Here is a 26,897-nt window from a genome sequence, read left to right as displayed (position 1 = left end):
TCGTCGGGATTAACCCCCGTGAGCGTTCGGTGACGTCTCTCGCACCCGGCCCCGGGCACGGTGGTGATGTCGGCAGGCAGAAACGACCAGATCGTGTGACCGTTGTCACTTCAGGTGAGTGGCCGCCCGAAAGCGGAGTAAGCAGATGACGACGTCGACCCGCGCGGATCGACGATCGATCAGCCCTGCTGCGTGGCCCACCACGACAGCAGTTCGGCCTCGGCGTCGTCACGGCTGAGGGGACCGCGATCGAGCCGGAGCTCCTTGAGGTACTTCCACGCCCTCCCGACGTCGGGGCCCGCGGGAATGCCGAGCAGCTCCATGATCGCGTTACCGTCGAGGTCGGGGCGCACCCGTGCGAGGTCTTCCTGCTCGGCGAGCCGAGCGATCCGCTCCTCGATGTCGTCGTACGTCGCCTGCAGGGCGGCCGCCCGCCGCTTGTTGCGGGTGGTGCAATCGGCGCGGACCAGCTTGTGCAGTCGCGGCAGCAGGGGCCCGGCATCCGTCACGTACCGGCGCACGGCGGAATCGGTCCACTGACCCTTGCCGTAGCCGTGGAACCGCAGGTGGAGGAACACCAGCTGCGAGACGTCGTCGACCATCTGCTTCGAATACTTCAGAGCCCGCATCCGCTTGCGGACCATCTTCGCGCCGACCACCTCGTGGTGGTGGAAGCTCACGCCGCCGCCCGGCTCGTTGCGCTTCGTGTCCGGCTTACCGATGTCGTGCAGCAGTGCCGCCCACCGCAGCACCAGGTCGGGGTCGCCGTCCTCGAGGTCGACCGCCTGCTTCAGCACGGTCAGCGAGTGCCAGTACACGTCCTTGTGCTGGTGGTGCTCGTCGATCTCGAGCTTCATCTGCGGCACCTCGGGCAGGACGAAGTCGGCGAGACCCGTCTCGCACATCACGTTCATGCCGTCGATGGGGAACTCGCCGAGAATCAGCTTGTCGAGTTCGGCCCGCACCCGTTCGGCCGTGATCCGCTCGATCTGCGGTGCCATGTCGACAATGGCTTGATGTACACGCTCGTGCAGGGTGAATCCCAGCTGGGACACGAACCGCGCGGCCCGCAACATGCGCAGCGGATCGTCGTTGAAGGAGTTCTCCGGCGCCGACGGCGTGTCCAGCACCCCGGCCAGCAGCGCGTCCATGCCGCTCAGCGGGTCGACGAACTCCTGCGAGCCGTCCGCACCGATGCGCACGGCCATCGCGTTGACCGTGAAATCGCGCCGCACCAGGTCGTCCTCGAGCTTCGTCCCGAACTGGACGACGGGATTGCGCGACACCCGGTCGTAGGCGTCGGCCCGATACGTCGTGATCTCGATCTGCTGGCCCGCCTTGGCGGCACTGATCGTCCCGAACTCGATGCCCGTGTCCCACTGGTTGTCGGCCCAGCCGGACAGCAGTTTCTGCACCTGCTCCGGGTGGGCGTCGGTGGTGAAGTCGAGGTCGGTGCCGAGGCGGCCCAGGATCGCGTCCCGGACACTGCCCCCCACCAGGTACAACTCGTGACCGGCGGCAGCGAACCTCTCACCGAGCGGCGTCAGGACTTCGGACAGCTCGCGCAGCGTCACCGCGGCGCCGGCAAGCAGTCGCGTACGGCGCTCGTCGTCGAGAGAAGGGGCAGTCACGTCCAGGAAGCTTACCGAGGTGCGCAAATAGCGGGATACGCATACACGCTGTCACCTCCCCGTTCGGTTCACCACAGGTGTGTCACGAAGCGTCTCGGTTCGGGTGCGGCGTTCCGGTGGAGACGGCAAAGCCAACTACTATCGATGGGGTGTCTGCTGCCGAACGTGCGAACAGGAGTCGCCGCAACTCGCGGCGGCGCGGCGCCGTCGGCAAACCCGCGAAACCCCACATGAGGACGGTTCGCGAAACCTCGGCGGGCGGACTGGTCGTCAACGGTCTCGGCGGACCGCGGGAGAATCTGTGCGCCGCGCTGATCGGACGCACCGACCGCCGCGGGCGGCTGCTGTGGTCGCTGCCCAAGGGACACATCGAGCAGGGTGAGACCGCCGAACAGACCGCGATGCGTGAGGTCGAGGAAGAGACCGGCATACAGGGCACCGTCCTCGCGTCGCTCGGCAGCATCGACTACTGGTTCGTCACCGAAGGCCGGCGGGTCCACAAGACCGTCCACCACTATCTGCTGAGATTCCTCGGTGGGGAACTGTCGGACGAAGACGTGGAAGTCACCGAGGTAGCGTGGGTGCCGCTCGCCGAGCTGGGATCACGCCTGGCCTACGCAGACGAACGGAAACTCGCAGAAATCGCCGGTGACTTGATCTCCAAGATGACTACCACCCCGACCGCGCCCGACCTGAAGCTCCAGAAGGGGCCAGACGCCGGATGAGGATGGCTTTGCGTCGGGTCGGTGCCGTGACGTTGACCGCACTCGCGGTCGTTCTCGCTCCCACCAGCACCGTGGTGGCGGCGGCCCAGGACCCGGTGCCCCCCGAGAGCGCCGGGACCCAGACGGTCGACGAGGACCCCGAGTTTCTCGAACTGCACATCGACAACGTCACCCCGTCCACGGTCACCACCACCAGCGACCCCTTCGTCACCGTCACGGGCTCGGTGAAGAACATCGGCGACCGCACGGTCCGCGACGTCAGCGTGCGCTTGCAGCGCGCTCCCGCCGTCGCGAGCAGCGAAGGCCTCCGCACGTCCCTCACCCTCGATCAGTCCCGGTACGACACGGTCGGCATGTTCGACACGGTCGCGAGCCGCCTCGACGAAGGGCAGAGCAAGCAGTTCACGCTGTCGCTGCCACTGCGGTCCGACACCGACATCTCCCTCGACATCACCGAACCCGGCGTGTATCCGCTGATGGTGAACGTGAACGGCACCCCCGAGTACGGCGGGGCCGCGCGCCTCGACGACGCCCGTTTCCTGCTCCCCGTGTTCGGGGTCCCCGGCAGTCCGGCCGTGCCCCCGGACATCTCCAGTCCTGTCGCCGTCACCATGCTGTGGCCGCTCGCCGACCGGCCCCGGCTCGCGGCGGGGGTGCCCGGCTCCGTCACCGAACCGGTCCGTCTCGTCGACGACGACCTCGCGACCTCGCTCGCGGACGGAGGCCGGCTCGACGAACTGCTGGGCGCGGCGGAGTTCGCCACCCGGGAGAGCGTCGACCGCGACCACACGCTCCGCGACAGTCTGTGCCTGGCCGTCGACCCGGACCTGCTGATCACCGTCGAAAACATGACCCGCGGATATCTGGTGGTGGACGACCCGTCCGATCCCACCGGTTCCGCGCACGAGGGCGCCGGTAAGGATGCCGCGTCGGCGTGGCTCGACCGCGCCCGGTCGCTGGCCGCGTCCATGTGCACCACATCGGTGCCGTTCGCGCAGGCCGACCTGTCCGCGATCACCGAGGTCGCGAACCCGGACCTCACCGCGACCGCCGTCGAAACCCCCGCGGACATCGTCGACAACGTTCTGGGTGTCACGTCGCTGCGCAATTTCGTGTGGAGCGACGCCGGCGTGCTCGACGACGCGACGGCGCAGATGCTCCGCGGAGACGAGGCGACCACCACGCTCGTGGCCGCGAATTCCATCGACACGACCACACCCCGCGACAGCGCCCACGTCATCGAGGCGACACCGCCGCCCGCTCCCGTTCCCGCGAACGGGGAGACGACCCCGGCGGCCACCGAGACGCCCACGGCCACCGGAAGCGTCGACGCGCTGCTGTTCGATCCGTCCGTCGGCACGGCACTCGCCGCCATGGGGACGACACCGCAAACTCCCTCCTACACCCCCGAACGCGCGCGGTACGACCTCTCGGACGATTCCCAGACCGCACGACTGCAGGACGCACTCGGTGCGGTGTCGTGGTCTGCCCTCGAACCCGGGGCCGCACGGGCCGCAGGCACGCCCCGATCGCTGATGGTGGTGCCGCCGCAGCTGTGGACGGCCGGCGCCGAGGACGCGAAGACGCTGCTGTCCACGGTGTCCTCGCTGATGCGCTCGGGGCTGGCGACGCCCAGACCGCTGTCCGCGATGCTGGGCCGTCAGCCCGGATCACCGGAGCTCGCGACCTTGGAGTACCCGGATCAGGCAGCCGAGGACGGCGTCCCCGCCCATATCCGCGACGCCGCCGCCACGCAGACGCCGCGGATCGAGGCACTGAACGCTGCTCTGGTCGACGACCCGCAGGCCCCGCTCACCCCGGAGCGATTCACGGCACCGCTGCGCGAGGACCTCCTGCGCTCCATGAGCCTCGCGCATCGCCGCGACGACGAACGGCGGTCCGCGGAAGAGGCGTCCGACGTGCGCGCCGACGAGGTGGCCGAAACCATGGACGACCTGTTCGGGGCCGTCACCGTCGTGTCGCCGGGCGGCGTCTACACGCTGGCGTCGGAACAGAGCCCGTTGCTGCTGGTGGCGAGGAACGACCTGCCGGTCGGAATCACCGTCCGTCTCCAGGTGGATGCGCCTTCGGGGATGACCATCACCGACATCGGCCCCACCACGCTGCCTCCGCGCGGCAGTCGCACCCTCACCGTTCCCACCGAGGCCAACGACTCCCGCAAGCTCGTCGTCAAATTCTCTCTGACCACCGCCGATGGACAGCAACTGGGAGAGCCGACCAGCGTGACGGTACGGTCCAACGCGTACGGGCAGGCGTTGGCGATACTGACAGCATGCGCGGGTGCTCTGCTGCTGTTCCTCGCCGGCCGCCGGCTGTGGCATCGATTCCGCGGCCAGCCGGATCCAGCTGACGAAGGGTACGAACGTTCATGACCGGGAACTTGCCCAGTAGGGGCCAGAGGCTTCCCGATCGCTCCCATCCCCGGGTCGCACCGTGGGAACGGGACCACTGGGCTCGGGAGATCCGGCCGGACGAGGCGCCGACGGTGCAGTTCGCGGCCATCCGCGTCGACCCCCCGCCGCCTCCGGTCCGGGACTCCGGGCCCTCGACGGCGCCGCAGAAGCAGAGCAACTCCCGACTGCTGGCGTCCACCGGTTCGATCGCGGTGGCGACGCTCGTCAGCCGCATCACCGGATTCGCCAAGCAGCTCCTCGTCCTGACGCTGCTGGGTGGGTCGGTGGCCAGCTCGTTCACCGTCGCCAGCCAGATCCCGAACATGATCTCCGAGCTCGTGCTGGGAGCGGTGCTCACCGCGATCGTGGTGCCCGTCCTGGTGCGCGCCGAACGCGAGGACCCGGACCAGGGTGCCGCGTTCGTACGACGTCTGTTCACCGCCACGTGCGTGCTGCTCGGCACGGCGGCGCTGCTGGCGACCGCCGCGGCACCCGTGCTCACCACGCATGTGTTCCTGTCGGCCGACGGCAAGGTGAACACCTCTCTCACCACAGCTCTGTCCTATCTCCTCCTGCCCGCGATCCTGTTCTACGGACTGTCGGCGCTGCTCACGGCCATTCTCAACACCCGGCAGGTGTTCAAACCCGGTGCCTGGGCGCCGGTGCTGAACAACGTCGTGATGCTCACCGTGCTGGTGATCTACTACGCGACACCGGGGGAGATCACCCTCGACCCGGTGCGGATGAGCGACCCGAAACTGCTGGTCCTCGGTGTGGGCGTCACGCTCGGTGTCGTGGTGCAGGCGATGAGCCTGGTGCCTGCGATCCGGCGCGAGGGCATCTCGCTGAAACCGCTGTGGGGCCTCGACGACCGGCTCAAGCAGTTCGGCGGCATGGCCGTCGCGATCGTCCTGTACGTGCTGATCAGCCAGGCGGGCATGATCGTCGCCACCCGCATCTCGTCACACGCGGACGCGTCGGGTCCCGCGATCTACAACAACGCGTGGCTCCTGCTGCAGCTGCCGTACGGCGTGCTCGGTGTGACGGTGCTGACGGCGATCATGCCGCGACTCAGCCGCAACGCCGCCGCCGACGACACCCCCGCCGTGGTCGACGACCTGTCCGTCGCCACCCGGCTGACGATGATCTCCCTCATCCCGATCATCACGTTCCTCACGTTCGCCGGCCCCGAGATCGGCCAGGCGCTCTACGGGTACGGCAATTTCGGGACCGGTGACGCCGAACGCCTCGGCCAGGCCGTCAGCTGGTCGGCCTTCACGCTCATTCCCTATTCCCTGGTGCTGATCCAGCTCCGTGTGTTCTACGCCCGCGAGCAGGCGTGGACCCCCACGTGGATCGTCCTGGGCATCACCGCGGTGAAGATCGCGCTGTCGGCGCTCACCCCGATGATCGCCTCCAGCGACGACCAGGTGGTCATCCTGCTCGGCGTGGCCAACGGCCTCGGCTACATCACCGGCGCGCTCGTCGGGGGCTGGCTGCTGCACCGCAGTCTCGGCAACCTTCAGATGGCGAACGTCGGCAAGACCGTATGGGTGGTGGTGCTCGCGTCGATGGCGGGTGCGCTCGTCATGCTCGGCGCCGACCGCCTCCTCGGGCTCGACCGTCTCACCAGTCTGTTCGGCGGTCCGGGCTCGATGGTCCGGGTCATGATCAGCGGCGTCCTCATGCTCGTCGTCACCTTCGTGATCCTCTGGTTCGCGAAGGTCCCCGAAATCGTGTCCATCACCGTCGCCGTCGCCCGCAAGGTTCGCGCCCTGCGCGGTCGCGGCGCCGCACCGGAACCGGAGGCCGACCCGCTCGCAGAGGCCGAAACAGAACTGATTCCCGTGGTCCGCGCCACACCGCACGACTTCGGGGCACAGCCGCGTGGTATCGAACGACCCGGTGGACTCCCGTACCCTGGACACGAGCGGGTCGGATCGCCGCCCGGTACTGGTCGGAGTTGGGCATTCGAGAATGAAGGAGTGAGGGTGAGCGACGACGACGTGGCCGGCAGCAAGAGAGCCGGAGGTTCTACGGTGCAAGCGTCCGAACGCGATTCGGCCGCCGCCCCCAACGGCATCGACGCCCCGACCACCCGGATCTCGTCCGAGTCGGCCTCCGCCGACTCCGCGACGCCCGACAAGCAAGCCGGCGCCGACGCACCGCAGAAGAAGGACGCAGGCACGTCCGCGGGCTCCGCAGACACTCCGAAAACGGGGCAGAGCAAGGAGACCGGCGATCGTGCGGATGCGCAGACGAAGGCTGCGCCGAAGACTCCCGCGGACGATGCAGGCGAATCGCGCGGAGACACACGTCACATCGGCGCGGCACCCGCACGGGATCTCAGTTACGACACCGGCGTGATCCCGATCACACCGGCACCCGGACGTGAACCCGGCGCGGGCCCGCGTCGTACTCCCCGTGGCCCCAAGCTCATTCCCGGCGCGTCCGTCGCCGGCGGTCGGTACCGCCTGCTGACACCGCACGGCGGTTCGCGGGGACTGCAGTTCTGGCAGGCACTGGACGTCAAGCTCGACCGCGAGGTGGCGCTGACGTTCGTGGACGCCGAACAGCGCTCCACCTCGGCCGGTCCCGAAGGCCCGCAAGCCATTCTGTCGCGCACCCTGCGACTGGGCCGGATCAACTCGCCCGGACTCGCCCGCGTGCTCGACGTGGTCCGCGGCAGCTCCGGCGGCATCGTCGTCGCCGAGTGGACCCCGGGCCGCTCGCTGCGGGAGATGGCCGACACCAAGCCGTCTCCGATCGGCGCCGCCAGTGCGATCCGCGCGCTCGCCGCGGCCGCCGAGACCGCGCACCGGGCCGGTGGGGCACTGTCCATCGACCACCCCGACCGCGTCCGTATCAGCATCAACGGCGATGCCGTGCTGGCGTTCCCGGCCACGCTCGCCGACTCCGATTCGAGTTCCGACGTGCGTGGACTGGGCGCCATGCTCTACGCCCTCATCACCGCGCGCTGGCCGCTGGGCGACCCGTCCGCTCCCGCGGGTGACCCGTCGGGTTCGCGTCCAGGCAGCGTCGGCGGTATGCGACTGGCCGACCGCGACTCGAGCGGGCAGCCCATCGGACCGCGGGTGATCCGGCCGGAGGTCCCGTTCGAGATTTCCGCGGTGGCCCTGCGCTCGCTCGAGCCGAACGGCGGCATCCGCACGGCGGCCACCGTGCAGCACATTCTCGATCAGGCGTCCGTCGTCAACGACAAGACCGAATTCATCCCCGCGCTGCGGCTCGGGCAGCGGGGCCCCGGCACGCCCGGCCACGCTCTCGCAGACCCGGAAGCACTGGAGGCGGAGAAGAAGAAGTCCAACCGGATGATCGCGGCGCTCGTGGGCCTCGCGGTCGTCACGATCATCGTGCTGGCGCTCCTGGGCTTCTGGCTCGCGACGTTCCTCACGGGCAGCAGTTCCGACGCGCCGCTCACCGAACAGGACTTCGGACTCACCACTTCGGCCGAGGCTCCGCCCAACCCCGAGTCGCCCGCACCCGCGCCCGCCCCGGCGGCGAACGTCGCACCGGTCGCGCCCGCGGGGGCAACGGTGTTCTCGCCGCAGGGCACACCCGACTCCGCCGCGAACGCCCGGCTGGCCGTCGACGGCAACACGTCCACCGTGTGGAGCACCGACTCGTACTTCCAGCCCTTCCCCGCGCTGAAGAACGGTGTGGGCCTGATGGTCACGCTGGACGAGCCGGCGACCCTGTCGAGCGTGTGGATCAACTCGCCGACACCGGGCACCAACGTCGAGATCCGCAGCGCGCCGTCGGAGAACCCGACCCTCGACCAGACTCAGGTGCTCGGCTCGAAGGTCCTCGGGAACGGTGTCACCGAGATCCCGGTGAAGTCGGAGGGACCCACCAAGAACGTCCTGGTGTGGATCACCGGCCTGAGCAATTCCGGTGGCAAGAACCAATCGTCCATCGCCGACATCGGTTTCAACTCCGCGACGTAGTCGGCACCCGATGCTCGCGGACCGGCGAACTGAGCTAACATCCGCCGGTGCGAATCTTCCGGGGGGATTCCGAGGGTGAGCCCTCGGACGTCGACCTTTTGGCTGCGCACGTCGCCGGAGATCGCCACGCCTTCGAGACGCTGCTCGGACGGCACTACGACCATCTGTGGCACGTCGCCAGACGCACCAGCTACACCACCGAGGATGCGGCGGACGCCCTGCAGGAGGCGCTGCTGTCGGCGCATCGCAACGCGGGCTCGTTCCGCCGGGACGCCGCGGTCCGGAGCTGGCTGCACACGATCGTGGTCAACGCCTGCCTCGACCGCATCCGCCGGAACAAGGCTCGTCCGGCGGTGTCCCTGTCCGCCGACGAGGACGACGAACCGCGCGACGCGCGCGACTACGTCTCCGAGGTGGAGCTCAGCCTGGTGGTCGAGCGCGCACTGGCGCAACTCCCGCCCGATCAGCGGACCGCGATCGTCGCCGTCGACCTCGAGGGTCGTTCGACCAGCGAGGCGGCCACCCTGCTGGGGGTTCCGGAAGGCACCGTGAAGAGCCGCTGCGCCCGCGGCCGGAAGAAGCTGGCCGCCTCTCTCGAATATTTTCGGATGGAGGGGAACCGATCATGACTCCGGGGCGTCAAAACGTAATAGGAGCGGGGAAGTGTCCCGACGTCCCGGACCACGATGAATCGGTGAGGAGGTGCCATGGCCGACCGTGAATCCCACCCGTCCGATGCCGCGCTGCCTGCACCGCCGTACTCCGAGGACCTGTTGGCCGATCTGCACGCCGGAGCGCTCCCGGAGTCGGTCAGCGACCGCCTGTGGCCGCTCGTCCGGAACGACCCGCAGGCCATGGCCGTCATCGACGCACTCGACCGGGTCACCGATCAGCTCGGTGCGCTCGGACGCGATCATTCCGTCTCGACCCCGATTCCCGCCGACGTCGCCGACCGCATCAACCGCGCTCTCGCCGCGGAACGGGACACACCTGCCGAGGACACCGTCGTACCGCTCGCCCGGCGACGGAAGTGGGCTGCCGCGGCCGCGGGAACGTTCGCGGCGGCGGCCGCGGTCGTGGTGGCCGTCGCGGTCGTCACGCCGGACAGTCGGGAACCCGAGACACCGGGCGTTGCCCTGCCCAGTTCCGAAACGTCGCCGACACCAGCCGTTCTCGATCTGGGCAGCGATCTCGACTCCGGACGTCTCCTCACCGTGATCGGTTCGAGGCAGCTCGGACCGCTCGCGGATCCCGCACAATTGGCGGAATGCTTGCGCGCCAACGGTATCGAGGAGTCCCGCCCGCTTCTCGGTTCCGGTGAGGTTCGCCTCGACGGAGTTCCGGGGGTGCTGCTGCTGGTGGCCGCGCCGCGTCCGCCGCAGATCACGGCCCTGGTGGTGGGCAGCGAGTGCGGCCCGGGCGGCCCGGCGACGATCGCTGTCACCGATATCGGTTGATTCTCAGGATCTTTCCTGCTCCGAACGGGCGACCGGCATGAGCAGCTCGAGGATCTTCGCACGCAGTTCCGGAGTGTCGTCCTCGACGGCGATCAAGCTCGTGAACAGTGCGGCGCCGGCTGCGAGCACCAGCACCGCCGTCGCGGTGCTCGACCCACCACCGTCCTCGGATTCCTCACTCCCGAACAGCTGAGTGCTCGGCCCGCTGAATCCCCGCCAGAGCGCGGTGCGGAGATCGTCGTGGTCCCGGATCGCGGCCAGCAGACCCGGCGTGGCTGCTCGCACCTCCGGTCGTGAGAACAATTCGGCGCTGCCGGTCACCACCCAGCGGATCCAGCCTTCGCGATCGGTGCCCTCGAACGGTGTCAGGTCGGGTGTCGCACCGAGGATGGCGTCGAGAACGAGGTGGGCCTTCGAGGGCCACCGTCTGGTGATGGACGCCCTGCTCACCCCGGAGCGCGTCGCGATGGCGCGCATGCTCAGTTGTTCCCAGCCCGACTCCACGAGCATGGCCCGGGTGACCGCGAGGACGTCGGTGTCGATCCGCGGGTCGCGGGGGCGGCCGGTTCCAGTTGCATTCATTGGTTCGAATTGTGGGACAGAAGTGCCTTCCGCGCTATATCGTACCTATTACGAGTCCAGTGGCATCGTAATTCGAACAGGGCGGGCACATGAAGATCGCGGTCACCGGCGGCACCGGATACGTCGGCGCCCACACCACGCTGGCGCTCCTCGCTGCCGGCCACACGGTTCGACTGCTGGTGCTACCCGCCGAATCCTCCGATCACCTGCTCACCGCAGCCGGGGACGACGCCGCGGGGATCGAGCGGGTGGTCGGCGACATCCGTGACGCCGCGGCAGTCGCACGCCTCCTCGACGGATGCGACGCCCTGCTTCACGCTGCCGGGGTAGTGGGCACCGACGACCGTCGCGAGCAGCTGATGTGGGAGATCAACACGCAGGCCACCGCCGCGATTCTCACCCAGGCGGCCTTCCTCGGACTCGACCCGATCATCCACGTCGCGAGTTTCAGTGCCCTGTTTCCGTCGCGCGACGCCGTCATCGGACCGGACAGTCCGACGGCGTCGGGCCGCAGCGCGTACGGCCGGACCAAAGCCGCCGCCGATCGCATCGCCCGCGCGCTCCAGGACGCGGGCGCCCCCGTGGTCATCACCTACCCGACGAGCGTCGTCGGTCCCGGGCTCGGATCCACGCAGGGCGTCACCGAACAGGGCTGGGGCGCGATCGTCAGCGGCGGGGTGGCGCCCCGATTCGACGGCGGAATGCAGATGATCGACGTGCGCGACGTCGCGGCGGTCCACGCTGCGGCGATGCATCCAGGTCGCGGTCCCCGGCGCTACGTCTGCGGCGGCGAACTCGTCGAGTTCAACCAGCTCATCGACGTCCTCGAACACTCCTCGGGCCGTCGACTCCGGCGTATCCCACTGTCGGGCAGCGCCTTTCGCACGGTCGGCCGAATCGCCGACGTGATCGGCAAGTTCACACCCCTCAGCGCGGGGCTCAGTTACGAGGCCGCCTGGCTGCTCACCTCGGCGACGCCGACCGACGACTCGCGAACCCGCGACGAGCTCGGGCTCACCTGGCGCCCTGCCCGCGCGGCGCTTGCCGCGACCTTCGCCTGAACGCCCTCACACCACCACCCTCGAAGGCAGACCACCATGACCGTTCCACCGCACCCCGGTATCTGGGAGCCCGCCCGCCTGGGTCCCCTGACGCTGCGCAACCGCATCGTGAAGGCAGCCACGTTCGAGGGCGTCATGCCGCGCGGCCGGGTCACCGACCGACTCGTCGACTTCCACGCCGAGGTCGCTCGCGGCGGCGCCGCACTGACGACCGTCGCATACTGCGCCGTCTCACCCGGCGGACGCGTCCACGCGAACACTCTCGTGCTCGACCGCGCCCGCATCCCCGACCTGCGCCGGCTCACCGACGCCGTTCACGCCGAAGGGGGATTGGTCGCGGCGCAGATCGGTCATGCCGGTCTGGTCGCGAACACCCTGTCCAACCGCACCAAGACCCTCGCACCGTCCACGCGCCTCAGCCCGCCCGCCATGGGTCTGGTGAAGGGTGCCACCCGGGAAGAACTCGACCAGGTCACCCGCGACTTCGAGAACTCGGCGCGCAACGCCGTCGACGCCGGATTCGACGCGATCGAGGTCCACCTCGGCCACAACTACCTCCTCAGCTCGTTCATGAGCCCCAACCTCAACAAGCGGACCGACGAGTACGGGGGCAGCCTGGAGCGGCGGGCGGCCTTCCCCCGGCGAGTGGTCGAGAGAGTGCGCCACGCCGTCGGCGACTCAGTGGCCGTCACGGCCAAATTCAACATGACGGACGGTGTTCCGAAAGGGCTGTGGCTCGACGACAGTCTCCGCATCGCCCAGCTCCTCGAAGCCGACGGGCACCTCGACGCACTGCAACTCACCGGCGGCAGCTCGTTGCTCAACGGGATGTATTTCTTCCGCGGCGAGGTCCCGATGGCGGAATTCGTTGCCTCACAGCCCAAATTGGTGGGCTGGGGCCTGAAGGTGTACGGACCGCGCATCTTTCCCACCTACCCGTTCGAGGAAGCGTTCTTCCTCCCGATGGCCCGGCAGTTCCGTGAGGCCCTGTCGATGCCCCTCATCCTGCTCGGCGGCGTCAACAGGCTCGACACCATCGAGAACGCACTCGGCGAAGGGTTCGAGTTCGTCGCGATGGCGCGCGCCCTGCTCCGCGACCCGGACCTCGTCAACAAATTCCGCGACCTGCACGTGCCCGAGGGTCTCTGCATCCACTGCAACAAATGCATGCCCACCATCTACACGGGCACCCGCTGCGTCATCCGGGAGACTCTGCGCTGATCAGGGCACCTGCGAGGGGAGCGACCGGTATCACCTGCAGTCGGGGAACAACACCCTTTAGTCTTGTGTTGATCCATACGACTGAGCACCCCTCACTACTGGAAGGCCCGCATGACCACTCCATCGACGGTTCATGAACTCATCATCGTTGGTTCGGGACCTGCCGGATACACCGCAGCCGTCTACGCGGCGCGCGCGGAACTCGAACCGCTGCAGTTCGAGGGGACCCAGTTCGGTGGCGCCCTCATGACCACCACCGAGGTCGAGAACTTCCCCGGATTCCGTGAGGGAATCATGGGACCCGACCTGATGGACCAGATGCGCGAGCAGGCCAAGCGCTTCGGCACCGACATCCGCACCGAGGACGTCGAGGAACTCGACCTCACCGGCCCGATCAAGAAGGTCGTCGTGAACGGCGAGACCTACCAGGCGCACGCAGTCGTGCTGGCAATGGGCGCCGCAGCCCGTTACCTGGGGATTCCGGGGGAGGAGAAGTTGCTCGGCCGCGGCGTCAGCGCCTGCGCCACCTGCGACGGATTCTTCTTCAAGGATCAGGACATCGTCGTGGTCGGCGGCGGCGACTCCGCCATGGAGGAGGCCACCTTCCTCACCCGCTTCGCCCGCAGCGTCACCGTGGTGCACCGCCGCGAGGAGTTCCGCGCGTCCCGCATCATGCTCGAGCGCGCCAAGGCGAACGCAAAGATCCGGTTCGTGACCAACGCCGCGCCCGTCGAGGTCCTGGGCGAGAACAGCGTCACCGGACTCGTGATCCGCGACACCGTCACCGGTGAGACCTCCACGCTGGACGTCACCGGCATGTTCGTCGCCATCGGTCACGACCCGCGCAGCGAACTCGTCAAGGGACAGGTCGACCTCGACGACGCCGGATACGTCATCGTCAAGACGCCGACCACCGCCACCTCCGTGGACGGAGTCTTCGCCGCAGGCGACCTGGTCGATCACATCTACCAGCAGGCGATCACCGCGGCCGGCACCGGATGTTCCGCGGCGATGGATGCCGAGCGCTGGCTGGCAGAGCGCGGCGACATCACCGCCAACACCGTCGCCGCCGCCGGCTCACCGGTCGACGCCTAGCACTCCACAAATACCCACCGACCACCTCGAGTAAGGGAAATCCCCGTGTCGAATACCGTCACCATCACCGATGATTCGTTCCAGCAGGACGTCATTTCCAGCGACAAGCCTGTCCTCGTCGACTTCTGGGCCACCTGGTGCGGCCCGTGCAAGATGATCGCCCCCGTCCTGGAGGAGATCGCCGGTGAGCACAGCGACAAACTGACCATCGCGAAGCTCGACATCGACGCCAACCCGGGCGCTGCCCGCGACTTCCAGGTCATGTCGATCCCCACGCTGATCCTGTTCAAGGACGGCAAGCCGATCAACACGATCGTCGGCACCAAGGGCAAGGCTGCGCTGCTGAAAGAGCTCGCCGACGTTCTCTGATCGACACCCGAACACCCCGCGCGATTCCCGATTTTGTGGGAATCTCTGAGACAATCGATCGATGTGCTCCAGTCGCATCAGCTAGACCGACCGGAACACATCGATCGTTTTGTTTGTACCGAGACTCGTAAGTACTCGTTGATTCGGACTGAGAGGCCCTGAAACATGCACCGACTCCGTCACGGCGACCATGGTCCGGCCGTCGCTGAGATTCGGGGCACTCTGGCCGGTCTCGGTTTCCTGCACAACGGCGTCGCCGACACCCGGCGCGAGGGCACCAACGGTTCGCACTGGATCGCTCCCGACGCCGTGTTCGATCATCACCTGGACAGCGCCGTACGGGCCTTCCAGCAGCAGCGTGGGCTCCTCGTCGACGGAATCGTGGGTCCTGCCACGTACCGGTCCATGAAAGAGGCGTCCTACCGCCTGGGCGCGCGCACGCTGATCTACCAGCTGTCCGCACCGCTCTACGGCGACGACGTCGCCACCCTGCAGACCCGCCTACAGGATCTCGGGTTCTACGTCGGTCGCGTCGACGGGTTCTTCGGCCCGCAGACCCACGATTCGCTGTCCTCGTTCCAGCGGGAGATCGGGATCGCCGCCGACGGCATCTGCGGTCCGGCAACCCTGCGGTCGCTCGAGTTGCTCGGCACCCGCGTCACCGGTGGGTCACCGCATGCGATGAGCGAAGAAGAAATGGTTCGTAGCTCCGGACCCCAGCTGAGCGGCAAGCGGATCGTCATCGATCCGGGCCTCGGCGGCGACACCTACGGCACCATCGTGCGGTCCGCGTACGGCACGATCTCCGAGTCCGACATCCTGTGGGACCTCGCCAGCCGCCTCGAGGGCCGCATGGCCGCGACGGGCATGGAGACGTTCCTGTCCCGGCCGCACCACGCCAATCCCACGGACATCGAACGCGCATCCACGTCGAACGCCTTTGATGCCGACCTGATGATCTCGTTGCGCTGCGATGGAAACACCAGCCCGTCCGCCAACGGTGTCGCGAGCTTCCACTTCGGCAATTCGCACGGTTCGACGTCGATGATCGGTCAGGTTCTCACCGGATTCATTCAGCGGGAAATCGTGGCGCGCACGCCGTTGCAGGATTGCCGGACCCACGGCCGCACCTGGGACCTGCTGCGCCTGACGAACATGCCGACCGTGCAGATCGACCTCGGTTACCTCACCAACGACCTCGATGCCGCGGTGCTCTCCAACCCGCGGGCGCGCGACGCCATCGCCGAAGCGATCCTCATCTCCGTCAAGCGTCTGTACCTGCTCGGTCAGGACGATCAGCCGACCGGAACGTTCACGTTCGCCGAGTTGCTCGCCGAAGAGCTGTCTTCCTCCGAACGTTCCTGACTTCTCGTTCCCGAACGCTCAGTGCGCACCGACAGGTGTGCGCTCCCCGATGTCGACCATGCTCACCGTCGCGGTGTGGATCAGACGCTCCAAGGCAGCCTCGACGTCTTCCTTCCACCCGTGATCCCGGTTCAGCTCGAGCCGTAGGCGGGGGAACCGATGATGGGGCGCGACGATCTCGAAGCCGTTGTCCTCGAGGAAATCGGCCGGGATCATGCACTCCTCCGGGGAGCACTCGCGCGCTGCTGTGGCTGACGCCATCCCATGTGTGTCGATCGGCCCGGTTCCGTCGGTGTTGCGGATACCGAACGCCTCGAGCGCGCGAACACCGCGGCGCACCAGATCGGCCACCACGGCTTGGATCAACGTGGTTCCCAGATTCTGTTCTTCCCCGGCAGGCTCGAGCCGAAGGCTGGTGAGCAGGACGGCGTCGGCACCGACCGGAGCGGTCGGGAGAAGCTGCGCGCGCGGCACGGTCCGTGGGGGAGCGTAGAGGGCGCTGCCGACCGGCTTCCCGTCCATGACGGCAACCTGGCCGCACGATCCCCATTCGAGCATGACCATGGAGAGCCAGGCTTCCTTCTCGAATTCCTGGTCGCAGAATCCGCGCGAACTGTGGATGGCCGCGGGATCCATTTCCCAGAAGACACAGCGACGAGCGTGGGCGGAGAGCTTGTCCAAGCCGTCGAGAGTGAGCGATGTGACGTGAGTCGACACTGGCTAGCTCAGCCTCCATATGTCACTACCGCAGATCATTCGACATCCTCTGGTATTCAATGTTTTTCGCCCCCGATAGTTCTGCTGGAGTCGGTCCGTCAGCGGCCACTGTCACAGTGACGGATCACCCGCGGGTACTTCTACCTCTCTCAGGCGCTCATGAATCGGCCTTCTGTGCCTCCATCATCCCAACAATCCTCTGAAGATCGTCCACCGAACCGAACTCGACCACAATCTTGCCCTTGCGCTTGCCGAGGCTGACCGTGACCCTCGTGTCGAACGAATCCGACAGCCGCTCCGCGACGTCCTGCAGGCCCGGCATCTGGATCGGCTTGCGACGCTGGGCGGGCTGCGCCGCCTGGTCGTCGCTGCGGTTGGCGAGCGTCACCGCCTCCTCCGTCGCGCGAACGGACATTCCCTCCGCGACGATGCGTGCCGCCATCACCTCTTGCGCGTCGGCCCCGGCCTCGAGCGACAGCAGGGCGCGAGCGTGACCGGCGGACAGCACACCCGCCGCGACGCGTCGTTGCACGGGAATCGGCAACTTCAGCAGTCGGATCATGTTCGTCACGACGGGACGCGAGCGGCCGATCTTCGCCGCCAGTTCCTCGTGGGTCACCTCGAACTCTTCGAGCAACTGCTGATACGCCGCCGCCTCTTCGAGAGGGTTCAGCTGGACGCGGTGGATGTTCTCCAGGAGCGCGTCGCGGAGCATGGCGTCGTCGCCGGTCTCGCGGACGATCGCCGGGATCGTCTCCAGCTCGGCTTCCTGGCTGGCACGCCACCGACGCTCGCCCATGACGAGCTGGAACTTGCCGTCGTCGAGCGGCCGCACCACGATCGGCTGCATCAGCCCGAACTCGCGGATCGAGTGGACGAGCTCGGCGAGAGCGTCGTCGTCGAACACCTGACGCGGCTGCTTGGGGTTCCGCTCGATCAGGTCGGGAGCGATCTCCCGGTACACCGCTCCGGTGGGGGAGGGGAGGGGTTGAGCACCGTTCCCGGATGCGCCGTCGGCGCCGTTGCTCCCTCCGTTGTTTCCCGTGGACGCGGGAGCGGTCTTCTTCTCGGTCGCAGAGTCCGAAGAGTCGGGTGCGGGAGCGGTCAGTACGTTGCGCCGGTCCGCACCGATCACAACGTCGGCGGCGGCGTTGCCCAGCCCCGGTCCCGTCGTGGTCGGTCCCGTAGGAATGAGCGCAGCCAGTCCACGGCCAAGTCCACCCTTACGCGTCTGACTCATCGCTGCTCCTGCTTCGTGATGTGTGCGGTGCGTGCTGCGAGTTCACGTCCCGCGTCGAGGTAACTCATGGCTCCCCGCGAACCGGGGTCGTAGTCGAGCACGGTCATCCCGTACCCGGGAGCTTCGGACACCTTGACGCTGCGGGGAATGACAGCGCGGAGCACGGCGTCACCGAAGTGGGTGCGAACCTCTTCGGCCACCTGGTCGGCCAACTTGGTTCGACCGTCGTACATCGTGAGAAGGACCGTCGACACGTGGAGGTCCGGGTTGAGGTGCGCCTGCACCAGTTCGATATTCCGCAGCAGCTGTCCCACACCCTCGAGGGCGTAGTACTCGCACTGGATCGGAATCAGCACTTCCTTGGCCGCGACCATCGCGTTCACCGTGAGCAGTCCGAGTGAGGGCGGGCAGTCGATCAGGATGAAGTCGGCATCGACCTCGCCGAGAGCCTTCTCCGAGAGCGCGCCCTTCAGCCGCCCCTCGCGGGCGACCATGGAGACCAATTCGATCTCGGCGCCGGCGAGGTCGATCGTGGCCGGAATGCAGAACAGCCGGTCGTTGTGCGGGCTCTTCTGGATGGCTTCCGCAGCGGTCACCTCGCCGAGGAGAAGCTCATAGCTGGATGGCACACCGGAGTGGTGGGCGACGCCCAACGCGGTGCTGGCATTACCCTGCGGGTCGAGGTCGATCACCAGAACGGTGAGCCCCTGTACCGCGAGGGCGGATGCAAGGTTGACCGCGCTCGTGGTCTTGCCGACGCCACCCTTCTGATTGGCGATCGTGAGGATTCGCCGTTCGGGTGGCTTCGGCAGGCTCACCGAGTGGGGGTGCAGCACCTGACTTGCGCGGTGCGCGGCCGCACCGATCGGAGTCTCCTCGACGGAGATTCCGTTGTAGGGGGCCGTGAATCCGTCGTCTCCGTTCCCGGAGCTCGTCGCCTGGTCGGATTGATGGTCGGTTTCACGTGAAGCTGTTTCACGTGAAACGGCGGATTCAGGCCCACCCGACATTGACTACTCCTTCGATTGGGAATCGCTCGTTACTCGACATACTCACTCCCTGGTCACCGTGCACATCGTCATCGACGCTGACGGCGTTTCGGTACACGTTCTGCCCGAACGACAACGGTGGGGACAGGAAGCAGGCCCACTCCGCATTCCACGATATCCAGCTTGCCAGCACCCAACCGAGTCAGGGAAGCGCGATCACGGGAAATCTCTTCGGCGGCGCTCGAACCTTTCAATGCGAGCATTCTCCCATGCTCGTGGATCAGCGGCAGCGACCACTTGGCCAATTTCTCCAGCGGTGCCACCGCGCGGGAAGTGACGACGTCGGCACCACCCGCTTCCTTCACCACACCCGACTCCTCGGCGCGGCCCCGCACCACGAGCACGTCCAGACCATTCGACTCGACGAACTCGGCGAGGTACACCGACCGTCGCAGCAGCGGCTCCACCAACGTGATCCGGAGATCGGGACGGGCGATAGCGAGAGGGATACCGGGCAACCCGGCACCGCTTCCGACGTCGACGACCGACTCGCCCTCGGCGATCAACTCACCGACGACGGCACAATTGAGGAGGTGACGTTCCCAGAGTCGCGGAACCTCTCGCGGTCCGATCAACCCCCGCTCGACACCGTCGGTCGCCAACGACTTGTAGTAGCGCTCCGCAATATCGAATCGTTCACCGAACACCTGGCGTGCCGCCGCTTGTTCGTCCCATTCGGCCGGCTCTCCACCATTCGGTTCCACGTGAAACATCCTCCCGCGAATAACGCGAAATCAACAAACACAGTTTCTTTATTATCCGCCCTCGCTCGCGACTATGTCCCTTAACTCGAACGCGCAACGCCGGAACAGTGTCGAGCCGCACCCCCTTCCGGTGGGGGAGGGGAGGGGTTGGGTCGTTCGCCGTCGCTGATGATCGACAGCGGGGAGATCCTCCGCGGATGTTTCACGTGGAACAGGCGAACTCGTGCAGGACAGAACTCGAGAGTGCCGATAGACCCGGCCGGTTAAATCCTTGGTCCCGGTATGCCCGCACTGATCACGGTGCGCGGAGTACCGGGGGGCCCACTCGGTGCGGTCGGCGCGAGTTTGGCACGCGAGACTTGTCCGAACTTCATCGCGTTTGTCGCGGGCAGTTTCACGTGGAACAACCATCGTGGTTTCACGTGGAACAGACCGAGGTCGCCGCAACCCCGTCCGCGCATCAGCGGCAGCCTTCCGGAGCACGCGGGCGCAAGCTTCCAGCGAATGACAATCGCGTCGAACCTCCCCAAGGGGAAGCAGCCGTCCGCGCCTGCCCGACGCTACCTTCTCGGCAGCTCCACTCGACTCAACCCTGATCTCTAAATCATCACAGTGACGAAACTCCCGGGTGTGGTTGGGTGGGTGAAACTACAACCTAAATTGCTTCGAAAACGCTCGAGAACGACGGTCCGGAGACTCCGAATCCGCCATGCGTCAGACAGTAGTGTCCGGGAAAGAGTGGTGCTCGTGAGCGACGAGCCACCGACCATCTTCCTTCCGCAACCCCACTGTGAGGCGGAGTCGATTCTCTGGATTGTCGGCGAGTTCCGCTTCCATTCCACAGCGGAGGAGGGCATGGGCAAACGCAACGTCTTCGCCGGCCGTCACATCCAACGACACCATCTCGAATCGGGCACCCATCGATTGCCATTCGAAGAACGGCGGCCATGTCTCGCGATACGCATCGATTCCGCGAGCACCCTCGAATGGCGGTGGCACGTCGAACATCACGATGTCATCGGAGTGGTTCGCCAGAACCCCTGCCATGTCGCCATCGTGCACGGCCTGCGCCCAGCGTTCGATCAGGTTCCGAATCTTCTGTTCGTCTTCGCTCATCGTTCACTCCATCCACTCGACGGCACCGGTTCGGTCCCCTCGATGATGTGGACTTCGAGCGGGATCCAAACTCATCGCGTCGACGCAGCCTCGCGTGAATCGTATGTCTCAGGACATCGCGAACACTCCCAGATCGTTCGGTGACTATCGCCGGATCGGCGGCGCCGAGGGCGTAGGTGGATCCAGCACTCGTCTTCACGACTTCAGCAGTGGGCCGCGCCGGGAGTACGGGAGGATCAATCATCGCTTCACCACAATGCACCGACGGATTCACGTGCAAGCGGACACTGAAAACTGTGATCTCCGCTCCGGGAGTATGGGTCCGGGACGACGAGGGCGCGATCGGACTGACGCACCACCAGGCCGAGACCCACCACTGCCACTGCAGCGTCGGGGCGAATGTCCTGAACTGCAAGCCCGCCGACCCCGAGCCAAATGGATCATCGACGCGCACCACGGAAAACCTGGAGGCACGCATGCGCGCCTGCCGGCCGGATCGATACCGAGGTGCCGATCCAGTCCTCGAGCGACTACGAATCCGGACCGGGGATCGGCAAACTACGGGGGCATCGTGATCGGCCGACACTCGACCTCTCGGTGGGGGAGGGGAGGGGTTGGTGTTTCACGTGAAACGAAACGAAGCCAAAGTGACGAATCACGGCATACGGATAGAGAAAAAGACGGGGCTCCCGGAGATGAATCCGGGAGCCCCGCCTACGTGATGCTTGTGTGGATCAGTCCTTGATGACGACCACGCGACGTGAAGGCTCGGCGCCTTCGCTCTCGCTCGAAACGCCATCGACCTTGGCGACTGCGTCGTGAACGATCTTGCGCTCGAACGGCGTCATCGGAGCGAGCTCCTCGCGTTCGCCGCTCTCGAGTACGCGGCGCGCAGCCGAGGAACCCAGCTCGGTCAGCTCGGCACGACGGCCGGCACGCCATCCGGCGATGTCGAGCATCAGGCGACTACGTTCACCCGTCGCCTGCTGCACGGCGAGGCGAGTCAGTTCCTGAAGTGCGTCCAGAACCTCACCCTTGCGCCCGACCAACTTGGTGAGATCGTCTCCACCGTCGATGCTGACAACAGCACGGTCGCCCTCGACGTCCAGGTCGATATCGCCGTCGAAGTCGAGTACGTCGAGCAGCTGCTCCAGGTAGTCGCCGGCGATTTCCCCTTCCTCGATCAGGTAGTCGTCAGAATCGGAATCCACCTCGGTGTCCGGGTTCTGCGTCGGTGCAGTCACGTCTGTCTCATCTCCGTCCACTGCGATGTCAGGCTCACTAGCCATGCTCGTTCTCTTTTCTGAATCAGCGCCGCTTGCGCTTGGGGGACTTTCCGCGGTTGGACTGGGGGCGGGCACCGGGCTTCGGCTTCGACGTACCTGCGGCCGAACCGTCACCACTCACCTGATCGGAGGCGCTGTCTTCGACGACGCCCTCGACGATCTCCGGCTCGTCCGCCGAGGAAGAACCGTCCGTTGCGGTCGCGGACTTCTTCTTTTTCTTGGTGAGATCGGGACGTGCACCGGGCTTCGGAGCGTTGTCCGCCCGGCGTGCGATGGCAGCCTGCTTCTTCTCTTCCTCTTCTTGGTCGATGCGACGGAAGACGATGTGCTGCTGCCCGTAGGTCCAGATGTTGTTACTCACCCAGTACAGAAGGATCGCGATGGGGAGGAACGGACCACCGACGAGCACACCGAGCGGGAAGACCCAGAGCGCGAGCTTGTTCATGATCGCGGACTGCGGGTTGGCGGCGGCCTCAGGGCTCTGCCGCGCAACGGACGCACGCGAGTTGAAGTGGGTCGCGATGCTGGCGATGATCATCAGCGGAACCGCGACGACCGCGATATTCAGCACGGTGGGAATCGGACCGTACGCAGCGAACGCGTCGAGCTGCGCCTTCGGCATCGTGATCCACGCCGAGATGGGTGCACCGAACAGTCGGGCACTCAGGAAGGACTGAACGTCCTCCACGCTGAAGAAGTAGTTCGGCGTGTTCGCGTTGGCCTCGACCGACATGCCGAGCTGACCGATACCGGTGCCGGTGCGGTTGAACGAGCGAAGCACGTGGAACAGGCCGATGAAGACCGGCGCCTGCGCGAGAACAGGGAGACAGCCCATGATGGGGTTGAACCCGTGCTCCTTCTGGAGCTTCTGCATCTCGACGGCCTGACGCTGGCGGTCGCCGGAGTACTTCTTCTGCAGCGCCTTGATCTGCGGCTGAAGTTCCTGCATCTGACGCGTCGTACGAACCTGCTTGACGAACGGCTTGTACAGCACGGCACGCAGCGTGAACACGAGGAACACGACGGAGAGCGCCCACGTGATACCGCTGTCCGGACCCAGGAAGGGAATGGCACCGAAAACCTTGTGCCAGACCCACAGGATCCCGGACACCGGATAGTAAATGAAGTCGAGCACGGCTCTATGTACTCCTCTGTTCGTCCACGTTCGCCGGACAGCAACGTCGGCCACCCGCATGACGGTCGTGACGGGCAGGGACCGGGTCCCACCCACCAGGGTGCCAGGGGGCACACTTCGCCAACCGAACCACCGTCAAAAAAAGGCCTTTGATCACCCCGTGGGTACGCAGGGACTCCACCGCGTACTCGCTACAGGTCGGCATGAACCGGCAGGTCGGCATCCTCAGGGGCGACACATACGTCCGGTAGAGCTCGATAAAGAAGATGAGAGTGCGCGCCGGTAACGCACGGACCGACTTCCACGCGGAAGAGGCCGAGGAGGTGGCCTCGGCCGTGTTGGCGCGCGACTCGTGGAGTGCGCTTTTCATGCGGAGTTACTCACGGGCGCAAGAAGGTCCAATCGAAGGAGACCTGCACGAAGTTGCTTCTCCAGGTCCCGGCTACTTGCAGTCGCAGCTCCCGGAAGAGCACGAATCACCACATCGGTTCCCCGTGGAACCACGTCCACGAGGTCGATGCAGATATGACGAAGCCGGCGTGCGACTCGATGTCGAATCACCGCCGGCCCGACAGCCTTACTCACAACCAGTCCGAATCGCGGACCGCCGCTACTCACCAGCTCATCTGCCTGTGCACGGTCGAATGCGTGCACAACCAGGTCGCGTCTTCCCATCCGACGACCACGTCGCACAGTCAGCGAAAAATCTGAATGACGACGCAATCGGTGCGGCTCAGGCAACACCCCGAGCTCCCGAACCCAGTGTCGGGATCAGGCGGTGAGGGATTCGCGGCCCTTACGGCGACGCGCCGAAACGATTGCACGACCCGCACGGGTCCGCATACGAAGACGGAAGCCGTGAACGCGCGCGCGGCGTCGGTTGTTCGGCTGGAACGTCCGCTTGCCCTTGGCCACGGTCAACACTCCTCGAAGTTCATCGACGCCTCCCGGCGTCATGGATCTAACATTGGCGAAAACTCAGGTGTTCATCCACAGGGTGGGGATGGAACGACTTCGAAACTGGACTCGAGCCAGCACGAAACCGCCACCTCACCACAGGGTGACTGTTCGAGAGTACTTACCACTCACGGTCAGGTCAAACTCGCTCACCTGCGATTCCCCCGCGAATCGGTTGACCGACACGCCGAGGATCGACAAATGCTTGCACCCCAACTTCCAATGTGCCAAACCGCTGTGAGCTTGCCGACACTGTTGCTAGCGTCTATGCATGGTCTCGCCGATGAACCCTGATCGAGTGCCCAGCTCTCGACTTCACCGTTCTCATCTGCATATTCACCACAATTCATCCACAGGGCACAGATGGTGTGCCGCTTCGGATCGCCACGAGGGTTGTTGACACCCTTCACTTCCCGGGTCCTCGAACCCACTCATCCAGGTTTCGCATGCATAAGCGCAGGTCAGCGCGCTCGATCTGGACTCCTCGCCACGCAACGGCGTCTCGACAGGAGGCGTCTGCACTTTGTCCACATCTGTGGATAATTGTGTGGAAACACAGTTCAGATGGCATATTCGTAGGTCCGTACGGGGTCCATCCTCAGGTCGGGGAAGCTCCAAATTCCACCTCGACGACGGCACCGACACTCGACTCGGCACCGCTGGCGCCGAGTCCGCGAACACACTGGGGAGGAACCACGTGAACGACGATCCGAATGCGCTCGCACGGATCTGGATCGACGTCGTCGCAGACCTCACATCCGATTCGCCCGGCGGCGATCTGCCGCCGCTGACGAGGGGACAGAAGGCGTGGTTGGCGCTCGTCAAACCGCTGACGCTCGCACAGGGCTTCGCGCTCCTGTCCGTTCCGTCGCCCTTCGCGCAGGAGGCGATCGAGCGGGATCTCCGTGAGCCGATTCTCCACGCCCTCGGCCGGCATCTCGGTGAGCAGGTCGAAGGCCTCGGTGTGCGTATCGCGGCCCCGGTCGACGACGAACCCGAATCCGAGCCACCGAGCCGGGACCACCGGCCCGAGCCGGAACCCATCCACACTCCTCGCCACCTCGAGCCTTCCGTCACCAGTTCCGGGTCGTTCCGCAGGCGCCGCTTCGGCTCCGGTGAGGATCAGCCCTACTCCGACACGACGGACTTCGAGGAAGTCGACGACGACCGCGAGGCCCTCGCCAGCGTCCACGAATCCTGGCCGTCGTACTTCACGAAGCCGCCGTCGGGCCCTCCACCGTCGGCGACCGGGGGGAACAGCCTCAACGCGAAATACACGTTCGACACGTTCGTGATCGGCTCGTCCAACCGGTTCGCCCACGCCGCGGCAGTCGCCATCGCCGAGGCTCCGGCGCGCGCATACAACCCGTTGTTCGTGTGGGGTGCGTCCGGCCTCGGCAAGACGCACCTCTTGCACGCCGCCGGCCACTACGCCCAGCGGCTCTTCCCGGGGATGCGGGTGAAGTACGTCTCCACCGAGGAATTCACCAACGACTTCATCAACAGCCTCCGCGACGACCGCAAGGTGGCGTTCAAGCGCCGCTACCGCGAGACCGACGTGCTGCTGGTCGACGACATCCAGTTCATCGAGGGCAAGGAAGGTATCCAGGAGGAGTTCTTCCACACCTTCAACACCCTGCACAACGCGAACAAGCAGATCGTCGTCTCGTCCGACCGGCCGCCGAAACAGTTGGCGACACTCGAGGAACGACTGCGGACCAGGTTCGAATGGGGCCTGATCACCGACGTTCAGCCACCCGAACTCGAGACCCGCATCGCGATCCTCAGCAAGAAGGCCCGAATGGACCGGCTCGAGGTGCCCGACGACGTCCTCGAGTTGATCGCCTCCCGGATCGAACGCAACATCCGGGAACTCGAGGGTGCCCTCATCCGCGTGACGGCGTTCGCGTCCCTGAACAGGCAACCCCTGGACCTCACGCTCGCCGAGGTGGTGCTGCGTGACCTGATGCCGGACTCGTCGAGTCTCGAGATCAATGCGGCGACGATCATGGCGGTCACCGCGGAGTACTTCAACATGTCCATCGACGACCTGTGCGGCCCCGGCAAGGCACGTCCGCTGGCGTCCGCGCGCCAGATCTCGATGTACCTGTGCCGCGAGCTCACCGATCTGTCCCTGCCGAAGATCGGGCAGACGTTCGGCCGCGACCACACCACCGTCATGTACGCGGACAAGAAGATTCGCAAGGAGATGACGGAGCGGCGGAAGGTCTACGACCAGGTCCAGGAGCTCACCGCCCGGATCAAGCAGCGTTCCAAGAGGTAGTCGCCGACCCCTGCCTCTCCTGTGCCCCTGGTAGCTCGCCTACCGGGGGCACGGGTCGTTTCGGGGGAAACGCAGTCCGGCGGGCAACTCGAGGGACTCCTCGAGCCGGTCCTCGAGGGTTGGCTCGAGCGGGTCCTCGAGGTGCCGCTCGAGGGTCTACTCGAGGCTCGCGCGACCCCCCGCCGACACGACACGCCGGTGCAACACGCCGACGCCAGGACCTGGGATAAAGCATGCACACCTGTGGATAAGTGTGGGGATGAGGTGGAATCTCTGTGGACAGAACGTGCAGAACTTTGAACAACCTCGAGTAGTCCACATGGGTGCCGGATCGGTCCTCGAGTTTGTCCTCGAGAATTCCCCATACGACGACGCGGAAGGACCAGCGTCTACACGCCTTCGTCCACAGTTTCCACAGGACCTAATAGTACTTCTCATTAATTCTTATAAAAACCTCTTTGAAAACAGGGTTGGGGACAGCATCGGTTCACAGGCCTCGGTCGGCGACTCGAGGACGCGAC

General features: G+C 66.1%; 23 protein-coding genes. 11 read left to right on the top strand and 12 right to left on the bottom strand.

Features of this window, described 5'->3' with window-relative positions:
• Window positions 1-179 precede the first annotated feature (179 nt).
• Window positions 180-1,631 carry a CCA tRNA nucleotidyltransferase gene (locus OYT95_RS19210; protein WP_128640526.1) on the bottom strand — a complete coding sequence of 484 codons (1,452 nt, stop codon included), beginning with the start codon at window positions 1,629-1,631 and terminating at the stop codon, window positions 180-182.
• 149 nt (window positions 1,632-1,780) lie between these two features.
• On the opposite strand from OYT95_RS19210, the gene OYT95_RS19205 reads away from it, so the two are divergent.
• From OYT95_RS19205 to OYT95_RS19185, 5 genes are all read left to right on the top strand, one after another.
• Window positions 1,781-2,356 carry an NUDIX hydrolase gene (locus OYT95_RS19205; RefSeq protein WP_037206815.1) on the top strand — a complete coding sequence of 192 codons (576 nt, stop codon included), beginning with the start codon at window positions 1,781-1,783 and terminating at the stop codon, window positions 2,354-2,356.
• 2 nt (window positions 2,357-2,358) lie between these two features.
• Window positions 2,359-4,749: a DUF6049 family protein gene (locus tag OYT95_RS19200; protein ID WP_037234881.1), complete on the top strand. Its 2,391-nt coding sequence runs from the start codon at window positions 2,359-2,361 to the stop codon at window positions 4,747-4,749.
• A 113-nt stretch (window positions 4,750-4,862) separates the two neighbouring features.
• Window positions 4,863-8,738 carry a murein biosynthesis integral membrane protein MurJ gene (murJ, locus tag OYT95_RS19195; protein WP_268792253.1) on the top strand — a complete coding sequence of 1,292 codons (3,876 nt, stop codon included), beginning with the start codon at window positions 4,863-4,865 and terminating at the stop codon, window positions 8,736-8,738.
• Window positions 8,739-8,785: 47 nt separating this feature from the next.
• Entirely contained in the window at window positions 8,786-9,367 is a 582-nt protein-coding gene (gene sigM, locus OYT95_RS19190; RefSeq protein WP_112300293.1) for an RNA polymerase sigma factor SigM, read from the top strand.
• A 78-nt stretch (window positions 9,368-9,445) separates the two neighbouring features.
• Window positions 9,446-10,195 carry a hypothetical protein gene (locus tag OYT95_RS19185; RefSeq protein ID WP_268788688.1) on the top strand — a complete coding sequence of 250 codons (750 nt, stop codon included), beginning with the start codon at window positions 9,446-9,448 and terminating at the stop codon, window positions 10,193-10,195.
• Window positions 10,196-10,198: 3 nt separating this feature from the next.
• Here the strand turns inward: OYT95_RS19185 and OYT95_RS19180 are convergent, their stop codons facing one another.
• Window positions 10,199-10,777 carry a TetR/AcrR family transcriptional regulator gene (locus tag OYT95_RS19180; RefSeq protein ID WP_037234900.1) on the bottom strand — a complete coding sequence of 193 codons (579 nt, stop codon included), beginning with the start codon at window positions 10,775-10,777 and terminating at the stop codon, window positions 10,199-10,201.
• A gap of 89 nt (window positions 10,778-10,866) precedes the next feature.
• Between OYT95_RS19180 and OYT95_RS19175 the strand changes: the two genes are divergently transcribed.
• From OYT95_RS19175 to OYT95_RS19155, 5 genes are all read left to right on the top strand, one after another.
• Complete coding sequence (locus tag OYT95_RS19175; RefSeq protein ID WP_268788687.1) at window positions 10,867-11,838, top strand: NAD-dependent epimerase/dehydratase family protein; 972 nt, start codon at window positions 10,867-10,869, stop codon at window positions 11,836-11,838.
• 36 nt (window positions 11,839-11,874) lie between these two features.
• Window positions 11,875-13,059, top strand: a complete 1,185-nt coding sequence (gene nox, locus OYT95_RS19170; protein WP_268788686.1) for a 4,4'-dithiodibutanoate disulfide reductase — start codon at window positions 11,875-11,877, stop codon at window positions 13,057-13,059.
• A 111-nt stretch (window positions 13,060-13,170) separates the two neighbouring features.
• Window positions 13,171-14,154 carry a thioredoxin-disulfide reductase gene (gene trxB / locus OYT95_RS19165; protein ID WP_007301433.1) on the top strand — a complete coding sequence of 328 codons (984 nt, stop codon included), beginning with the start codon at window positions 13,171-13,173 and terminating at the stop codon, window positions 14,152-14,154.
• A gap of 45 nt (window positions 14,155-14,199) precedes the next feature.
• Window positions 14,200-14,523, top strand: coding sequence for a thioredoxin (trxA, locus tag OYT95_RS19160; protein ID WP_005249122.1), 324 nt, complete (start codon window positions 14,200-14,202; stop codon window positions 14,521-14,523).
• A 165-nt stretch (window positions 14,524-14,688) separates the two neighbouring features.
• Complete coding sequence (locus OYT95_RS19155; protein ID WP_009476734.1) at window positions 14,689-15,888, top strand: N-acetylmuramoyl-L-alanine amidase; 1,200 nt, start codon at window positions 14,689-14,691, stop codon at window positions 15,886-15,888.
• Between the two features lie 18 nt (window positions 15,889-15,906).
• Here the strand turns inward: OYT95_RS19155 and OYT95_RS19150 are convergent, their stop codons facing one another.
• From OYT95_RS19150 to rpmH, 10 genes are all read right to left on the bottom strand, one after another.
• Window positions 15,907-16,605 carry a hypothetical protein gene (locus tag OYT95_RS19150; protein ID WP_005560833.1) on the bottom strand — a complete coding sequence of 233 codons (699 nt, stop codon included), beginning with the start codon at window positions 16,603-16,605 and terminating at the stop codon, window positions 15,907-15,909.
• 157 nt (window positions 16,606-16,762) lie between these two features.
• Window positions 16,763-17,845, bottom strand: a complete 1,083-nt coding sequence (locus OYT95_RS19145; protein WP_037234914.1) for a ParB/RepB/Spo0J family partition protein — start codon at window positions 17,843-17,845, stop codon at window positions 16,763-16,765.
• Window positions 17,842-18,855, bottom strand: a complete 1,014-nt coding sequence (locus OYT95_RS19140; protein WP_112300297.1) for a ParA family protein — start codon at window positions 18,853-18,855, stop codon at window positions 17,842-17,844. The genes OYT95_RS19145 and OYT95_RS19140 overlap by 4 nt, the downstream gene beginning before the upstream one ends.
• Before the next feature lie 68 nt (window positions 18,856-18,923).
• Window positions 18,924-19,607, bottom strand: a complete 684-nt coding sequence (gene rsmG, locus OYT95_RS19135) for a 16S rRNA (guanine(527)-N(7))-methyltransferase RsmG (protein WP_005249117.1) — start codon at window positions 19,605-19,607, stop codon at window positions 18,924-18,926.
• Window positions 19,608-20,312: 705 nt separating this feature from the next.
• On the bottom strand, window positions 20,313-20,714 hold the full coding sequence (locus OYT95_RS19130; RefSeq protein WP_037234919.1) for a YybH family protein: 402 nt from the start codon (window positions 20,712-20,714) through the stop codon (window positions 20,313-20,315).
• A gap of 734 nt (window positions 20,715-21,448) precedes the next feature.
• On the bottom strand, window positions 21,449-22,003 hold the full coding sequence (locus OYT95_RS19125; RefSeq protein WP_037234922.1) for a Jag family protein: 555 nt from the start codon (window positions 22,001-22,003) through the stop codon (window positions 21,449-21,451).
• Window positions 22,004-22,022: 19 nt separating this feature from the next.
• Window positions 22,023-23,135, bottom strand: coding sequence for a membrane protein insertase YidC (gene yidC, locus OYT95_RS19120; RefSeq protein WP_037234925.1), 1,113 nt, complete (start codon window positions 23,133-23,135; stop codon window positions 22,023-22,025).
• A 4-nt stretch (window positions 23,136-23,139) separates the two neighbouring features.
• Window positions 23,140-23,505 carry a membrane protein insertion efficiency factor YidD gene (gene yidD / locus OYT95_RS19115; protein ID WP_268788685.1) on the bottom strand — a complete coding sequence of 122 codons (366 nt, stop codon included), beginning with the start codon at window positions 23,503-23,505 and terminating at the stop codon, window positions 23,140-23,142.
• A complete protein-coding gene (rnpA, locus tag OYT95_RS19110) occupies window positions 23,502-23,879 on the bottom strand; it encodes a ribonuclease P protein component (protein ID WP_005249110.1) in 378 nt (125 codons plus the stop codon). Before rnpA ends, yidD begins: the two co-directional genes overlap by 4 nt.
• 27 nt (window positions 23,880-23,906) lie before the next feature.
• Window positions 23,907-24,050: a 50S ribosomal protein L34 gene (gene rpmH / locus OYT95_RS19105; protein ID WP_005263481.1), complete on the bottom strand. Its 144-nt coding sequence runs from the start codon at window positions 24,048-24,050 to the stop codon at window positions 23,907-23,909.
• A 739-nt stretch (window positions 24,051-24,789) separates the two neighbouring features.
• On the opposite strand from rpmH, the gene dnaA reads away from it, so the two are divergent.
• On the top strand, window positions 24,790-26,376 hold the full coding sequence (dnaA, locus tag OYT95_RS19100) for a chromosomal replication initiator protein DnaA (RefSeq protein WP_037234935.1): 1,587 nt from the start codon (window positions 24,790-24,792) through the stop codon (window positions 26,374-26,376).
• Window positions 26,377-26,897: the final 521 nt, after the last annotated feature.

The organism is Rhodococcus sp. JS3073 (assembly GCF_026810085.1).
Classification (GTDB): Bacteria; Actinomycetota; Actinomycetes; order Mycobacteriales; family Mycobacteriaceae; genus Rhodococcus_F; species Rhodococcus_F wratislaviensis.
Note: the sequence above shows the minus strand (reverse complement) of the source record. Positions and strands in the feature narration are given on the sequence as shown.

Excerpts from the sequence above, each read along its gene's own strand:
- nox (WP_268788686.1), top strand. The coding sequence starts at position 11,875 with ATGACCGTTCCACCGCACCCCGGTATCTGGGAGCCCGCCCGCCTGGGT.
- OYT95_RS19145 (WP_037234914.1), bottom strand. The coding sequence starts at position 17,845 with ATGAGTCAGACGCGTAAGGGTGGACTTGGCCGTGGACTGGCTGCGCTC.
- OYT95_RS19200 (WP_037234881.1), top strand. The coding sequence starts at position 2,359 with ATGGCTTTGCGTCGGGTCGGTGCCGTGACGTTGACCGCACTCGCGGTC.
- OYT95_RS19140 (WP_112300297.1), bottom strand. The coding sequence starts at position 18,855 with ATGTCGGGTGGGCCTGAATCCGCCGTTTCACGTGAAACAGCTTCACGT.
- OYT95_RS19155 (WP_009476734.1), top strand. The coding sequence starts at position 14,689 with ATGCACCGACTCCGTCACGGCGACCATGGTCCGGCCGTCGCTGAGATT.
- OYT95_RS19175 (WP_268788687.1), top strand. The coding sequence starts at position 10,867 with ATGAAGATCGCGGTCACCGGCGGCACCGGATACGTCGGCGCCCACACC.
- OYT95_RS19125 (WP_037234922.1), bottom strand. The coding sequence starts at position 22,003 with ATGGCTAGTGAGCCTGACATCGCAGTGGACGGAGATGAGACAGACGTG.
- OYT95_RS19130 (WP_037234919.1), bottom strand. The coding sequence starts at position 20,714 with ATGAGCGAAGACGAACAGAAGATTCGGAACCTGATCGAACGCTGGGCG.
- yidD (WP_268788685.1), bottom strand. The coding sequence starts at position 23,505 with ATGAAAAGCGCACTCCACGAGTCGCGCGCCAACACGGCCGAGGCCACC.
- trxB (WP_007301433.1), top strand. The coding sequence starts at position 13,171 with ATGACCACTCCATCGACGGTTCATGAACTCATCATCGTTGGTTCGGGA.
- OYT95_RS19185 (WP_268788688.1), top strand. The coding sequence starts at position 9,446 with ATGGCCGACCGTGAATCCCACCCGTCCGATGCCGCGCTGCCTGCACCG.
- OYT95_RS19180 (WP_037234900.1), bottom strand. The coding sequence starts at position 10,777 with ATGAATGCAACTGGAACCGGCCGCCCCCGCGACCCGCGGATCGACACC.
- rsmG (WP_005249117.1), bottom strand. The coding sequence starts at position 19,607 with ATGTTTCACGTGGAACCGAATGGTGGAGAGCCGGCCGAATGGGACGAA.